Source organism: Tissierella sp. MB52-C2 (assembly GCF_030931715.1).
GTDB lineage: Bacteria > Bacillota > Clostridia > Tissierellales > Tissierellaceae > Tissierella.
Map to the genome: position 1 here is coordinate 2217900 of NZ_CP133261.1, position 15668 is coordinate 2233567.

The 15668-nt window shown below is 30.4% G+C and carries 18 protein-coding genes; all 18 read right to left on the bottom strand.

All coding sequences use genetic code 11. From position 1 onward, the window contains the following. Window position 1: 1 nt before the first annotated feature. Window positions 2–466, bottom strand: a complete 465-nt coding sequence (ybeY, locus tag RBU61_RS11090) for an rRNA maturation RNase YbeY (RefSeq protein WP_308875473.1) — start codon at window positions 464–466, stop codon at window positions 2–4. A 144-nt stretch (window positions 467–610) separates the two neighbouring features. Further along, complete coding sequence (locus RBU61_RS11095; RefSeq protein WP_308875474.1) at window positions 611–1585, bottom strand: PhoH family protein; 975 nt, start codon at window positions 1583–1585, stop codon at window positions 611–613. A 2-nt stretch (window positions 1586–1587) separates the two neighbouring features. Next, complete coding sequence (gene yqfD / locus RBU61_RS11100) at window positions 1588–2802, bottom strand: sporulation protein YqfD (RefSeq protein ID WP_308875475.1); 1215 nt, start codon at window positions 2800–2802, stop codon at window positions 1588–1590. A 10-nt stretch (window positions 2803–2812) separates the two neighbouring features. After that, the gene (yqfC, locus tag RBU61_RS11105; protein ID WP_308875476.1) at window positions 2813–3091 is read right to left on the bottom strand and encodes a sporulation protein YqfC; all 279 of its coding nucleotides are present in this window, start codon (window positions 3089–3091) and stop codon (window positions 2813–2815) included. A gap of 71 nt (window positions 3092–3162) precedes the next feature. Further along, on the bottom strand, window positions 3163–3657 hold the full coding sequence (locus tag RBU61_RS11110; RefSeq protein WP_308875478.1) for a hypothetical protein: 495 nt from the start codon (window positions 3655–3657) through the stop codon (window positions 3163–3165). 11 nt (window positions 3658–3668) lie between these two features. Beyond that, window positions 3669–4652 carry a flotillin-like protein FloA gene (gene floA, locus RBU61_RS11115; RefSeq protein WP_308875480.1) on the bottom strand — a complete coding sequence of 328 codons (984 nt, stop codon included), beginning with the start codon at window positions 4650–4652 and terminating at the stop codon, window positions 3669–3671. 1 nt (window position 4653) lies between these two features. Continuing rightward, window positions 4654–5376, bottom strand: coding sequence for an NfeD family protein (locus RBU61_RS11120; RefSeq protein WP_308875482.1), 723 nt, complete (start codon window positions 5374–5376; stop codon window positions 4654–4656). Between the two features lie 162 nt (window positions 5377–5538). Beyond that, window positions 5539–5982, bottom strand: coding sequence for a GatB/YqeY domain-containing protein (locus tag RBU61_RS11125; RefSeq protein WP_308875484.1), 444 nt, complete (start codon window positions 5980–5982; stop codon window positions 5539–5541). A 17-nt stretch (window positions 5983–5999) separates the two neighbouring features. Next, a complete protein-coding gene (rpsU, locus tag RBU61_RS11130) occupies window positions 6000–6182 on the bottom strand; it encodes a 30S ribosomal protein S21 (protein WP_154442160.1) in 183 nt (60 codons plus the stop codon). Window positions 6183–6288: 106 nt separating this feature from the next. After that, window positions 6289–6630, bottom strand: coding sequence for a histidine triad nucleotide-binding protein (locus RBU61_RS11135; RefSeq protein WP_308875487.1), 342 nt, complete (start codon window positions 6628–6630; stop codon window positions 6289–6291). Between the two features lie 35 nt (window positions 6631–6665). Continuing rightward, window positions 6666–7961, bottom strand: a complete 1296-nt coding sequence (gene mtaB / locus RBU61_RS11140; protein ID WP_308875488.1) for a tRNA (N(6)-L-threonylcarbamoyladenosine(37)-C(2))-methylthiotransferase MtaB — start codon at window positions 7959–7961, stop codon at window positions 6666–6668. After that, window positions 7961–8704 carry an RsmE family RNA methyltransferase gene (locus RBU61_RS11145; RefSeq protein WP_308875490.1) on the bottom strand — a complete coding sequence of 248 codons (744 nt, stop codon included), beginning with the start codon at window positions 8702–8704 and terminating at the stop codon, window positions 7961–7963. Before RBU61_RS11145 ends, mtaB begins: the two co-directional genes overlap by 1 nt. A gap of 8 nt (window positions 8705–8712) precedes the next feature. Continuing rightward, window positions 8713–9645 (bottom strand): 50S ribosomal protein L11 methyltransferase, encoded by a 933-nt coding sequence (prmA, locus tag RBU61_RS11150; protein WP_308875491.1) that lies wholly within the window; start codon window positions 9643–9645, stop codon window positions 8713–8715. A gap of 92 nt (window positions 9646–9737) precedes the next feature. Beyond that, on the bottom strand, window positions 9738–10856 hold the full coding sequence (gene dnaJ / locus RBU61_RS11155; protein ID WP_308875492.1) for a molecular chaperone DnaJ: 1119 nt from the start codon (window positions 10854–10856) through the stop codon (window positions 9738–9740). A gap of 85 nt (window positions 10857–10941) precedes the next feature. Then, window positions 10942–12753, bottom strand: a complete 1812-nt coding sequence (dnaK, locus tag RBU61_RS11160) for a molecular chaperone DnaK (protein WP_308875493.1) — start codon at window positions 12751–12753, stop codon at window positions 10942–10944. A 23-nt stretch (window positions 12754–12776) separates the two neighbouring features. Next, window positions 12777–13301: a nucleotide exchange factor GrpE gene (grpE, locus tag RBU61_RS11165; protein WP_308875494.1), complete on the bottom strand. Its 525-nt coding sequence runs from the start codon at window positions 13299–13301 to the stop codon at window positions 12777–12779. A gap of 24 nt (window positions 13302–13325) precedes the next feature. After that, a complete protein-coding gene (hrcA, locus tag RBU61_RS11170; protein WP_308875495.1) occupies window positions 13326–14378 on the bottom strand; it encodes a heat-inducible transcriptional repressor HrcA in 1053 nt (350 codons plus the stop codon). 130 nt (window positions 14379–14508) lie between these two features. Beyond that, window positions 14509–15645, bottom strand: coding sequence for a radical SAM family heme chaperone HemW (gene hemW, locus RBU61_RS11175; protein ID WP_308875497.1), 1137 nt, complete (start codon window positions 15643–15645; stop codon window positions 14509–14511). Window positions 15646–15668: the final 23 nt, after the last annotated feature.

Sequence of the window (15668 nt, forward strand, 5' to 3'; positions counted from 1 at the left end):
TTTAATCCCCTTTGTTTTCTTTGAATATCTCTAATCTTTTCATTACTTCTTTTTCTTTTGTTCTCATTATACCTTTTTCATCCTCTTCCATATGATCATATCCCAGTAAGTGAAACATAGAATGAGCTGTTAAATATGCTATTTCCCTGTATAAAGAATGTCCAAAATCTTGTGATTGTTCCAGTGCCTTTTCCAAGGAAATAATTATGTCTCCTAATAAAGTAGGTCCTTCTTGAAAAAATTCATCTTCCATGGGAAAAGACAATACGTCTGTTTCTTTATCTACACCTCTGTATTCTCTATTTAAATCCCTTATTTCCTCATTGTCTACAAATGATAGACTGACCTCGCAATCTAGTGATTTTTCTTCTAAATCTAAGACTTCCTTTACTATATTCTCTATTATTTCTTCAATTCCATCTTCCAATTTTACTTTATTCTGTCTATTATCTATATATATTTCCATGGTTTATACCTCCATTTTTCTTCCATGATGGAATTTCGCTATAAAAAAAGATTGCTATAGCACTTATAAGCAATAACCTATTTTTTCTATCTTTTATTTCTATTATCCCAAAGTTTTTATTCCCATAGGTTCATCATTATACTTTTATTTATCTTTAGTATCTTCATATCTTTCATATGCATCTATTATTCTTTGAACTAAAGGATGTCTAACTATATCATGCTTAGTTAGATATATAAAATCTATTCCTCTAATATCTCTTAATATTTTTGTTATACCCTTAAGTCCCGATTCCTTTCCTTTAGCCAAGTCAATTTGAGTTATATCTCCAGTGATAATAGCCTTTGAACCAAATCCAAGTCGAGTTAGAAACATTTTCATTTGTTCATTGGTAGTATTTTGAGCCTCATCTAAGATAACGTAAGAGGAGTCCAGCGTTCTACCTCTCATATAGGCTAAAGGGGCTACTTCGATTACGCCTTTTTCAATATATCTAGCATAGGATTCTCCTCCTAAAATATCAAATAGAGCATCATAAATTGGTCTTAGATATGGGTCTACTTTTTCCTGCAAATCACCAGGTAAAAAACCTAAGCTTTCTCCAGCTTCAACGGCAGGTCTTGTAAGAATTATTCTGCTTACTTCTTTATTTTTGAAAGCTTGAACTGCCATGGCCATGGCTAAATAAGTCTTTCCTGTACCTGCTGGTCCAATTCCAAATACTATATCATTGGATTTAATTGCATCTAAATATTTTTTCTGCCCTATGGTTTTAGGCTTAATACTCTTTCCTGATGCTGTAACACAAACTACTTCATTTAATAGTTCCTTTACATATTCTCCTTGTCCCTCTAGTAAAAGTTTAATAGAGTATCTAAGCTCTTGTTTATCAAGTTTTCCCTGTTTTTTAATTATCTCAATTAAATTATAAATTAAGCTTTCTCCCAAATCTATAGATACTCTATCCCCATATAGTTTTATTTCATTTTCTCTAATTGCTATATTAATTCCCAATTCTTCTTTTATTATAGCAATATTTTCATCTAAATCTCCAAATAATTCTCTTGTGATTTCATTGTTTTCTATTACAATACTATTTTCTTCTATATTGTTTGTCAAACTTACTCCTCCTTGTTCTCTATCTTGCTCTCTATTATCTCTTTTCTTCCTATATCCTCTAAGACTTCTACTATTACTTGAGTAGTTAATATATTTCCATCTACTTGATGTCTAGTATTTTTTGACTGTATTTCTGCCTTTTCAGGTAACTGTTCATTTATTTCTTTTGTAGCCTTAATTTGAGAGTCTCTTTTTAAGAAATCTAGATTCTGTTTGATTTCTTTTATCTCCACTTCTCTATATTCATAGTCTACAGTTTTAATTGGAAAACTTATATTATATTTTTGAAGATTTATTAAATCTTTTTTTATTTCTATTTCTTTATAATTGGTAAAAGGAATATTTCCTTTCATAAAAACAATACCTTTATCTCCAACTTTAATTCCTTTTTCCTTATATACTTTTCCTGTTTCTCTTTCTTCATTTTTTACTATAGGCTCTTTTATAATACTACTATATCTAGTTAATGCCATTACTTCTCCTTCTGCATGAACTAAGGTCTGTTGCTCTATATTCTCATTAGCCATTATACCTGTTATAAGGATTTCTCCCTCATTAACTACTTGGCCTTTCTCCACGACCCCTTTACCATTCCTAGGTACAACTTTAACTATAACACCTTTCTTCTTTGCCACTACATGGCATGGATATGATTTATCTACTTTTTCAGGTGGCAAATCTTGTTCTTTTATTTCTATAGTCATTTTAGTTCCTTTTATATTTACAGAAACGAAGGAAAAATAATCATAATTATCTATTAGCATATATTTTATATCATCTTTATTCATATTAAATTTTAGTTTGCCTATATTTATATTGTTATCCTTAAGCAAAGAAATTATATGTTCCTTTGGTGTTTGTTCATTTCCTATTATTTCTATATTCCAAATAGTAGATGTTAGCCATATAATCATCATCCAAAACATTAAAAAACCTACGACTAACATTTTTCTTTCCTTTAATCTTATTATACTAAATGGAAGTCCTACCTTTTGTTTTATTTCTACTCTACAACCTACTTTTTTCACGATTTCCCTTAGTTCCTTAAATCCTCCAGTTGTGGATTTCATTTCCAATACAAGATTATTTTCTCTTTTTACATCCCAAAGATAGATATCATGTGTAGCTGCTAGATTTAACAATCTCTCTAATGTTAGCCCTTCAACCCTAATAATAACATATCCTCTAAAATAATTCCATATTTTTATAGCTAGCATATCAACACTCCTAGCCTACAATTTCTATATTTTCAATATTACCTGTAATAATAATTTCTTCAGATATTATAGTTTTTATTTCTAACTCTTCTCCCGTTATTTTAAATATTCCTGATTTTGTATTTATCCTTATGGTCTCTGTAGTATATTCTATTATTCCTTTGTGATTTAATAGAGATGCCTCCACATTACCTATTACCGTTAACCTTGGTAAATCCATCATAATATCTATGGGCAGTTCTAAAGCTTCTGAAATAGTATACTTTACATTTTCTAATGGTCTTTTCATATTAATCCCTCCGATAAATTCTATGCATTTTATAAAAAGACTATTCCATATAATAAAGAAGCCTGTAAAATTTACAAGCTTCTCCTTTGGTTTTGTATACTTTTAGGAGGAGATAAGATTTCAGAAAATATTATTCCTCTTAAAATATCTTCCCTTAACTCTTCTTTTTTATCATCAATGTTTGTTGAGTTTAATGATTCCATAGATCTGGGTGTCTCTAAAGTTCCAAGGTCTTCTGAAATATTCATACTATTTGATTCTTCAGAATACCTATCTCTTTTTAACCCTCTGTCTATATTACCAGCTTTTTCTCTAGTACTTACCCTAATATTCTTCTTTTCTATTGTTTTATCTTGTCTTTTAGAAAATCCTCTTTGCCTTTCCCTTTGAAGTTCTTCATCTAAAATCTTTTTTAAATCTCCTAAGGTTCTAGATTGTTGAGGTTGTCTATTCATTTCTGGCATTCTTTTCTTCTTGGATTCTTCTATTTTTTGCTTATCCTTTACAGATTTTAAAATTAAATCTGTTACGATAATAAAAATAAAGAATAGTATAGGACCGGACATAATATCCCTCCTTATTTCTGCTTCTTATCGTCTTCAGTCATTTTAGATATTGATGAACGCATATCTGTATCTGCTAGTATATTTCTCATATTATAATAATCCATAACTCCTAAATTACCTGATTTTAAAGCTGACGCTAAGGCCAATGGTACTTCTGCCTCTGATTCTACTACTTTAGCTCTCATGGCCTGTACTTCTGCCTTCATTTCCTGCTCTTTAGCTACTGCCATGGCTCTTCTTTCTTCCGCCTTAGCTTCTGCAATTTTCTTATCTGCCTCTGCTTGATCCATTTGAAGTGTAGCCCCTATATTTCTACCCACATCTACATCTGCTATATCTATGGAAAGTATTTCAAAAGCGGTTCCTGAATCTAACCCTTTATCAAGTACAGTTTTTGATATTCTATCAGGGTTTTCTAATACATCCTTATGAGAGTCTGAACTACCTACAGTAGTTACAATTCCTTCCCCTACTCTGGCTATGATGGTTTCTTCTCCTGCTCCCCCTACTAGCCTTTCAATATTAGCTCTCACAGTTACTCTTGCTTTAACTACTACCTCTATACCATCTTTAGCCACTGCAGCTATTTGTGGAGTCTCTATAACCTTAGGATTAACTGATACCTGAACTGCCTCTAATACATTTCTACCTGCTAAATCTATAGCAGCAGCTCTTTCAAACTCTAATGGAATATTTGCTCTTTGTGCTGCGATCAAGGCATCTACTAAAGTATTTACATTTCCTCCTGCTAAATAATGAGCCTCTAATTCGTTGATTCTAATAACTAATCCTGCTTTTGTAGCTTTAATCATTGGATTTACTAATCTAGATGGAGCTACCCTTCTAAGTCTCATACCTATAAGTGTAGACATGGATATTTTAACTCCTGAGAAAAATGCTGTAATCCAAAGTCCAACTGGCACAAATGAAAAGAAAAGCATTACAACAATTATAATAAATAATGCAAAACCTATTGGGAAAAATGCTGAACCCATATTAACCCCTCCTAACAAATATTTTTGAACCTTCTACCCTCGATACTTTTATAGCTACATTTTTGGGAATAAAACTACCATCTGATAGAGCATCTAATTTTATTCCATCTATTTCTATAAACCCAGCTGGGCGAAGTTCCGTTATACTAATTCCTTCTTTATCCATATATTGATCCATAGAATCTACCGATAAAAATCCTTTTTCATCTTTGTATTCTGTATCCAATATAATCTTATGAAGTGCATCACTTTTAAATCCCATTTTAATCAAAATTACAGTTACAATGGTAGTTATTATTATGGCAACACTTAATGATGCCAAGGCTATAACAAATGAATCCATAGCCAAAATTATACCTAACCCCACCAATATTATTCCACTTATACCTGGAAGTCCAAATCCTGGTACCATTGCTTCTAATACTAAAAGTATTAGTCCTATGACAAACAGAAGTAATGAGAACCAAGTTGAGTTTCCCGCTAAGGAATTTCCTCCAAAATATAGACCAAATCCTATTATACTGATTAAACCACCAATACCAAATCCTGGCGTCAAAATTTCAATTACCAATCCAACAAGCCCTATTGTTAGCAATAAGCTACTAATATAAGGATTGGAAATATAATTGGCCCATCTTATTTGAGCATCACTATCTGCATATACAAAGTTTGATAAAATTAAGATTATCAATAATACAAATACAACTATCCATTTATTTTTCATTACAACACCCCCTAATTATGTGTGCTAAAATACATATTATACAATACTATTACCCATAAATCTAAAAAATAACTCTCAAATTTAATATAAAATATTCCTTGCTATATAAATATTATATCATTAAAGAACTTATATGTGAAAAAACCTGGGTAAATACCCAGGTTAATTAAGAATTTTCTTTATCATTTTATTTACAATATTGCCATCAGTTCTACCTTTCACCTTTGGCATTACAGTTTTCATTATTAAACCTATATCTTTCATAGAAGTTGCATTTATTTCCTTGATAGCTTCAGCTACTATTTCTTCTACTTCTTCTTCTGAAAGTTGTTTAGGTAGATATTCTAAAAGAATATCTATTTCATTTTCTGTTAATTGAACTAAGTCTTCACGTTGTCCTTTTTTAAATTCTTCAATAGCCATTCTCTTTTCTTTTAATTGCTTAGATATGATTTCTAGTATGGCCTCTTCAGATACATCTATTCTTTCATCTACTTCTTTTTGCTTTATAGCTGCCCTTATCATAGTAATAGTATTCTTTTTAATTGTGTCTTTACTTCTCATGGAGTCTTTTAAATCCTCCATTAACTTTTCTTTAAGGGACATTACTTCCACCTTCTCAATTAAAATTTAGAGTGTTTTTTCCTTCTGGCTTCTTCGGATTTCTTTTTACGTTTAACGCTTGGCTTTTCATAGTGCTCTCTTTTTCTAGCTTCACCTAAAATGCCAGCACGTGCACATTGTCTTTTAAATCTTTTTAATGCATTATCAAGAGACTCGTTTTCTCCAACTTTAATTTCTGACATCGACTTCTCCCTCCTCTCTCCACTGCAAGAGTACTTTCATACTATAACTACTGGGCATACACACTAGATTATTATACATTAAAATATTAAATATTTCAACTAGTATTTAGCCTGGTGGCCATAACATTTTTCTTTTACCTAATACATGAAAATGTATATGTTCTACAGTTTGCCCACCATCTATACCACAGTTGTTTACTATCCTATAACCTTCCTCTAATCCCTTTTCTTTTGCTATCTTAGATACTATAAATAATATATGACCCATAATATTTTTATTATTTTCATCTATGTAAGCTGCTGATTGTATATGTTCTTTAGGTATTACAAGAAAATGTACTGGTGCTTGAGGATTAATATCTTCAAAGGCTATAACCTCTTCATCTTCATAGATTAGGTTACTAGGTATCTCACCTTTAATTATATTGCAAAACAAACAATTCGTCAATTAGTTCACCACCTTAATTATAATATATAATAGATTTATTCACCAATTAAAAAATCATCTTTAGTATCCTTTATTTTTATATCCATTATACTACCTATATTATGACTTTCTTTTTTAGATTTTACACGAATATAATTTGTAGTATATCCTTCTATAAAATCCTTTTCTTTTTTACTTTCTTCTTCAAATAATACAGAGAGTTTTTTTCCTATAAAGCCTTGGTTAAACTCAAGCATTAATTCCTCTCCTAAGGATATCAGTCTTTCTGATCTACTATTTTTAATATTTCCATCTACTTGTTCCTTATACTCTGCCGCAGGAGTACCATTTCTCGGAGAATATTTAAATACGTGAATTTTAGAAAATCTAATATCTTTTACGAATTCTAGGGTTTCAGCAAATTCTTTATCTGTTTCTCCTGGAAAACCTACTATTATATCTGTTGTAATTCCTGCATTTGGCATATACTTTCTTATTAACTTTACAATATCTCTATACTGAGAAGTAGTGTATTTTCGATTCATTCTTTTAAGAACTGTATCCGAACCTGACTGTAGTGATAAATGAAAATGGTCGCATACCTTTCCTATATCTATTATTGTCTTCATAAATTCTTCATCTATTAAAGTAGGCTCTAAAGAACTAAGCCTAATTCTTTCTATACCATCTACTTTAGCTACTTCTTTTAATACCCCAGTTAAAGGAGTTTTATCTATATCTTTACCATAGGAAGCTACATGAATTCCAGCTAAGATTATTTCCTTAAAACCAGCCTTAGATAGTTTTTCGGTTTCTTTAATTATCTCATCAAGACTTCTGCTTCTTATGGGTCCTCTAGCATATGGAATTATACAATAAGAACAAAATTGGTTACAACCATCCTGAATTTTTATATAAGCTCTAGTCTTAGACTTTATTTCGTCTATATTTATAGTTTCAAATTCTTTTTGTGTTTTTACATTTCTAACTATATTTATCTTCTCATTTTTTTCCTTTACTTCTTCACATAATTCCAGTATTCTACTTCTTTCAGTAGTGCCCATAATAATATCTACTCCTTCAATTTTGGACACTTCCTCAGGAGATACTTGGGAATAACACCCTACTACTGCAATTATGGCATAGGGATTTAACTTTTTTGCCCTAGATATAAATTGCCTTGATTTTCTATCAGATAAATTTGTTACTGTACAAGTATTTATTACATATATATCAGCTATTTCCTCACTATTTACAACTGTATAGTTGTCCTTTTCAAATATTTCTTCCATGGCTTCCGTTTCATATTGATTTACTTTGCAACCTAGGGTATAAAAAGCTACTTTTTTCATTAAATCACTCCCAAATTTCCAAGTTCATAAAGTATTATTGTAGCTGACACAATTCCAGCTGTTTCCGTTCTAAGTATACGAGGTCCTAAAGTTACTATTTTGGCTCCTATCTCATTTAGTTTCTCTATTTCATCAGGTTCAAATCCGCCTTCAGGACCAATTACTAGATGTATATCATTTCCTTTTACATCTTTTAATCCAATTTTGATGGTTTCTTGTTTTTCATCTTCATAGGGTACAATTATATTTTCTTTATCCTTTAACATATCTATCATTTCATCAAAGGATAAAATATTTCTTACCTTTGGAAGAATATCTCTTTTACTTTGCTTTGCAGCTTCATCTGCTATGACATTCCATCTCTCTACTTTAGATTGCTCCTTTTTTATGTCTTTTATTTTCATTACTGACCTATGACTTGCCAATGGATAGAATTCCTTTATTCCTATTTCCGTACATTTTTGTATGATTAAATCCATTTTATTTCCCTTGGCTAATCCTTGATACAAGGTAATATTTATATCTGATTCGTTAGTTCCTTCTCTTTTGTCTATTATTTTTGCAATAATTTTATTCTTGTCCATAGAGCTTATTTCACAAGTATACGTTATTCCATTTGATCCAATCTCAATTTTTTCATCTGTCTTCATTCTCAAAACGTCTTTTATATGCTTTACATCAGTACCAATTATCTCTATAACATCTTCTTGTATTTGTTCCTTTTCAACAAAAAATCTATGCATTTTTTCACCTAATTATTAGTTGCTACAATACAAGCCCAACTATTTTTCTTCTTGATTTCTAATACTTTAAATCCATTCTCCAATAATGCTTTCTCCACTAAATCAATTTTTTCTACAATAATGCCTGATGTAATAAATATTCCATTATCCTTTAGATATGCTTTTAAATCCTTTGTCATTTTTGCAATTATTTCTGCTATTATGTTGGATACTATTATATTAGCCTTACCTTCTACTACATCTAGTAAATTACCGTTTTTAATTTCTACAATATCACTTACATTGTTTAACTCTATATTTTCGTTAGATACTTTTACACATACTTCATCTAAGTCTACTCCTACTACTTTCTCCGCACCTAGTTTAGCTGCAACTATACTAAGTATACCACTACCACAGCCAATATCATATACTATATCTCCTGATTTTACATATTCTTCTAAAGCCTCAGTACACATCATAGTAGTTTCATGGGTTCCCGTACCAAAAGCCATTCCTGGGTCTAATTCAATTAATATATCTTCTTCTTCCAATGTGCATTCTTCCCAAGAAGGTTTAATTACTATTTTCTTACCTATTCTAAGGGGTTTATAATACTTTTTCCAAGAGTCTGCAAAATCTTCATCGTTTATAACAGATATATTGATTTCATTCGATGCTAAGGCTATGACAGGATTGTCTTCCATTCTAATTCTTATTTCTTCGATTATTTCCTTTACATTTTCTTGTTCTGAGAAATAGGCTTTAATAAATATATCATCTGATTCTATGTTGATTAAGTTTGGATCCACAAAATCCCAATTTTCCTTATACTTAGATAGTTCAAGAATATCCCGTGGATCTTCTATGGCAAGTCCTGTAGCCCCTGCATCATACAAGATACTTGATATTAAATCTTCTAATTCGGCAGTAGTTCTTATTTTAACTTCCGTCCAGTTCATAAATACACATCCTTTTTAGTTTAAAATAATTATACCCTAACCATCATGTAACAATCTTTATGATTTTAAAAACAATCACCATATAGTGATTGTTAGTTAAAGGCATCTTTTACCTTATCAAAAAAACCTTTTTTATGTTCTTTAATATGTTCTCCAGTTTCTTTTGCAAAATCCCTTAATAATTCTTTTTGTTTTTCTGATAGTTTAGTAGGAACAGATACTTCTACAGTAAAGAGTAAGTCTCCTCTTCCATGGCCTCTAAGATATGGAACTCCCATGTTTTTAAGTCTATATTCAGTTCCTGTCTGAGTTCCTTCTGGAATAGTATATTTTGTTATACCTTCTAATGTTGGTACTTCTATTTCTGCTCCTAAAGCCGCTTCTGTAAATGTAATAGGCATAGTGAAGTATATATTGTTTCCAACACGATTAAATATAGGGTCTTCAGCTACATTTATATATATATATAAATCTCCGCTAGGTCCACCTTTATCTCCAGATTCGCCTTCTCCCCTCATGGATATAATAGACTCATTATCTACACCTGCTGGAATTTTAATCTTAATCTTTTTACTTTTTATTTCTTTTCCAGAACCATTACAGCTGTTACATTTTTCTTTAATGATTTCTCCTGTTCCATTACATCTATCACAAGTTGAAGTTCTTACAAATTGTCCAAGGGGAGTTTGTTGAGCATATCTAACTTCTCCTCTACCATTACAGGTCTTACAAGTCTCTTTTGCTGTACCTGGTTTTGCTCCTGTTCCACTACAAGTACTGCAATTTTCTGTTCTTCTAATTTGTATTTCCTTTTCTGTTCCAAATATTGCTTCTTTAAACTCTAGATTTAAGTCATATCTTAAATCATTACCTTTAGTTGGTCCATTTCGCCTAGACCCTCTACTAAATCCACCACCAAACATATCAAATATATCTTCAAAAATATCACCAAATCCACCAAAGCCTTCACCATATCCTCCTGCTTGAGGATCTACTCCTGCGTGTCCGAATCTATCATATCTAGATCTTTTCTCTGGATCACTTAATATCTCGTAAGCTTGATTTGCTTCTTTAAATTTTGCTTCTGCTTCTTCATTGTCTGGATTTAAATCTGGATGATACTTTTTCGCTAAGGTTCTATAGGCTCTCTTGATTTCATCTTCTGATGCATCTTTCCCTATACCTAAGATTTCATAGTAATCCCTCATCATTTCACCAACCTTTAAATTTCCTCATACAATTATATCAAATATATGAGCTAAATCAAATGATTTAGCTCATATATTTATCTATTTTTTATTCTTCATCTACTACTTCGTAATCTGCATCTACTACATCATCATTTGAGTCTTGATTACCTTCTGGATTAGCTCCAGTGTTTTCATACATCTTTTGGGATATAGAATAGAATACTTCAGTTAATTCTTCAGTTTTTTGTTTGATTTCATCGTAGTTGTCTCCTTCTAGTGCTTTCTTAAGCTCTTCTAATTTGGATTCAACTTTTTCTTTTTCATCTGCCCCGATTTTTCCTTCTACTTCCTTTAAAGTTTTTTCAGTTTGATAAACTAAATTATCTCCATTATTTCTTATTTCAATAGTTTCTTTTCTATTTTTGTCTTCTTCTGCAAATTGTTCTGCCTCTCTTACTTTCTTTTCTATTTCATCATCTGAAAGCTTAGTTGAAGCAGTTATAGTTATTCTTTGCTCTTTTCCTGTACCTAAGTCTTTTGCACTTACATTTACAATACCGTTAGCATCTATATCAAAAGTTACTTCTATTTGTGGAACTCCTCTTTGTGCTGGTGGTAATCCAGTTAATTGGAATCTTCCTAAAGTAGTATTGTCACTTGCCATTTGACGTTCACCTTGTAAAACGTGAATATCTACTGATGTTTGATTATCTGCTGCTGTAGTAAACGTTTGGCTCTTTTTAGTTGGTATAGTTGTATTTCTCTCAATTAATCTAGTAGTTACTCCACCTAATGTTTCAATACCTAAGGAAAGAGGGGTAACGTCTAATAAAAGTATATCCTTAACTTCTCCAGCAAGAACTCCACCTTGTATTGCTGCACCTAAAGCAACACATTCATCTGGGTTAATATCCTTTTGAGGTTCTCTGCCGATTAACTTTTTAACTGCATCTTGAACAGCTGGAATTCTAGTTGACCCACCAACTAAAAGTACTTTTTCTATATCAGAAGCTTGTAAACCTGAATCTTTTAATGCTTCCTTAACAGGCTCTAATGTTTTATCAACTAGGTTAGAAGTTAATTCATTGAATTTTGCCCTTGTAATGTCCATATTTAAGTGTAATGGACCTGATTGAGTAGCAGTAATAAATGGAAGATTTATATTTGTTGACATAGTTGAAGATAATTCTTTTTTAGCTTTTTCTGCAGCTTCTTTTAATCTTTGTAGACTCATTTTATCTTGTTTTAAATCTATTCCATTTTCTTTCTTGAATTGATCTGCTATATAGTTTACTATGGTTTCGTCAAAGTCATCTCCACCTAGATTATTATTTCCACGAGTAGCTAATACTTCAAATACTCCATCTCCAAGTTCTAGTATAGATACGTCAAAAGTACCTCCGCCTAAGTCGAATACCATAATCTTATGTTGTCCTTGCTCTTTATCCATTCCATAAGCAAGAGCTGCTGCTGTTGGCTCATTTATAATTCTTTTTACTTCTAATCCTGCTATCTTTCCAGCATCTTTTGTAGCCTGTCTTTGGCTATCTGTAAAGTATGCTGGTACTGTAATTACTGCTTCAGTTACAGTTTCACCTAAGTAACTTTCCACGTCTGCTTTGATTTTTTGTAAAATCATAGCTGATATTTCTTCTGGTGAATAATCTTTACTATCTATATTTACTTTAAAATCTGAACCCATTTTTCTTTTTATTGAAGCTATTGTTCTATCAGGATTTGTTATGGCTTGTCTTTTTGCAGTTTCACCAACAAGTCTTTCTCCATCCTTTGTAAATGCTACTATAGATGGTGTTGTTCTATTTCCCTCTATATTAGCTATTATAGTAGGCTCTCCACCTTCCATTACAGCTACGCATGAATTTGTAGTACCTAAGTCAATTCCAATTATTTTTCCCATATAAAATTCCTCCTAAACAAATGTTATTTTGCAACTTTAACCATGGACGGTCTAATGACTTTATCCTTTAACATATACCCACTTTGCAATACTTCAGATATTTTTCCTTCATCATACTCTGTATTTTCTTCCATAAATACTGCATGATGAAAGTTAGGATCAAAATCTTCTCCTAAGCATTTCATTTCTTCTACACCATTGTCCTTAAAGGTTTTCATCAGTTGTTGATATATCATTTCTATACCTTTATAAAAACCATTTTCTTTATCTTCTTCTGATTCCATTGCCCTCTGGAAATTATCTATTATAGGCAATAAGCTACTTACAAATGACTCTAGAGCATAGGCTATTGTGCTTTCTTTATCCTTTTCAGCTCTTTTTCTAAAATTAACAAAATCAGCTTGAAGTCTTAATAATTTATTATTTAATTCTTCTATTTCTTTTTCCTTTGATTGTAAAGTTTCATCTAATTCTTCATTAGACTCATTAGAAATAGCTTCTTCTGTTAAATCATCTTCCTCTTTAGTTTTTTCATTTTCTTTTTTCATTCCATCACCTCTTAAATATTATAGTTACCTTGAGATATGTTTGCCCATAACCATATCTATAATTTCTGTAATATTTACAGAAAATAACTGCAATATATTTATTAAATTCAAATAATCCATCCTTGTAGGGCCTATAATTCCTATTTTCCCTAGGGTTTTATCTCCTAGTTTATAAGTTGTTGTAATTAAACTACAATCCTTTATAGAATCATAAATATTTTCATTTCCAATTATTATTTCTATATCCTGGGATACAGGGTTATTTAACAAAAGATCTAAAACTAAATCCTTATCTTCTATAAAGGATATAAATGATTTAGCTTTTTCTAAATCCTTATATTCTGGAAAATTTAATATCTTAGTTATGCCATCTGAATATAAATCTACATTGTCTATATCCTCCATAGATTGGTTTATAATAGGTATAATTTTATCTATAGTGGCCTTATATTCATATATTTCCCTCATTATGCCATCAGATAATTCTTCACCAATTTCATCTATGGATAACCCCTTTAATCTATGGTTTAGATAATTAGATATGGTATTAACTTGTTCTTCTGGTATTGCTTTGTTTAATCTAAAAATAGAATTTTTAACTGCCCCAGTATCACTTATTAAAACCATCAACAATTGCATCTCATCAATTGGTATTAGCTGAATATGTTTTATTTTAGCTCCATTCAGACTAGGAGATATGGCAAGAGCTGTATAGCTAGTTATGGCTGATAATACCTTAGCAGAATTTTGCAATAGTTGTTCTATTTCCCTTGATTCACTAATTAATATTTTTTTTATCTGGTTTTTCTTTCCTAAATCTATATTGTACTTTTTATTTTTTAAGATTTCATCTACATATAATCTATAAGCTTTATCAGATGGAACTCTTCCTGATGAAGAATAAGGTTTATTTAAATATCCTAATTCTTCTAAGTCAGACATTTCATTTCTTATGGTGGCAGAACTTACTCCTAAATCATATTGTTTAGTTATTGTCCTTGATCCTATAGGTTCTGCACTCAATATATAAGAGTTGATAATGGCATAAAGAATTCTAAGCTTTCTATTATCTAGCATACTTTATCACCTCAGTATTTTAAATACTAGATCGTTTATTAGCACTCTATCTTATTGAGTGCTAATGCTTACGATTTAAAGTTACCACTACTAATAAATTTTGTCAATAGTTTTTGATAAAAATATTTAATTATTTTAAAAAATCTATTTCTACTAAGTTAGATAAATCTAAGCCTTTCTTTGTTAATTTAATATAATCTTTTTCATTTACTATTAAATTATTATCTACATGCTTACTTATTATATCCCCATATAGATTTTCTATTTTCCTTTTAAATCTTCTTTCAAATTCTAATTTATCAATTCCTTTTATCTTTCTTAATCCCAATATACAAAATTCCTCTATTTCTGTTTCCTGATCTATTATTTCTTCTCCGTATATTGGGAGAACTTTCTCGTTTAGTTTTTTTATGTAATTATTTATATTAGATGTATTAAAAAATCTTTTACTTTCCATATAAGAATGACTATTTAATCCTAATCCTAGATACGAATTTACATCCCAATACACTAGATTATGTTTGCATTCATAACCTGGCAAACAATAATTGGAAATTTCATAATGATTATATCCATGATTTATAAGATATTCAGTAATCTTATGATACATTTCCCTTTCTGTATCTTCATCAGGCAGCGTTAATTTTCCTTCATTATATAAATCATAAAGTTTTGTATTTTCTTCTAATATAAGTCCATAATATGATATATGTTTCACTCCAACTTGAACTACCTTATATAAAGAATCTATTACATTTTCAATAGTTTGGTTTGGAAGACCAAATATTAAATCTACATTAATATTTTCTATACCTACTTCTTCTAATAATTTATAACTTTTATAAAAATCTTCTGCCTTATGAATTCTCCCTATGGACTTTAATAAATTATTATCTAAAGTTTGTACTCCCATGCTGACTCTATTTATTCCACTTTCTTTATAAAGTCTTACTTTTTCTTTACTTAATGTTCCTGGATTTACTTCTATGGTGGTTTCCATTAGACCAGTAGTATTAAAATTTTTATATATAAACTTGAGTATTTCATAAATATATTTTCCGTCTATAGATGATGGAGTTCCGCCTCCTATAAATATGGTTTTTATAGTATAATTTTTTAGTTTTTCTCTATATAGTTCTAGCTCAATTAGGACACTATTTATATAATCATGGATTTTATCATTTTCATAAGCAAAGGATGTAAAATCACAGTAATAACATTTACTTATACAGAAGGGTATATGAATATATAAGGATATTTCTTTCATTTTTTCCTCCTAAAATTAATTTA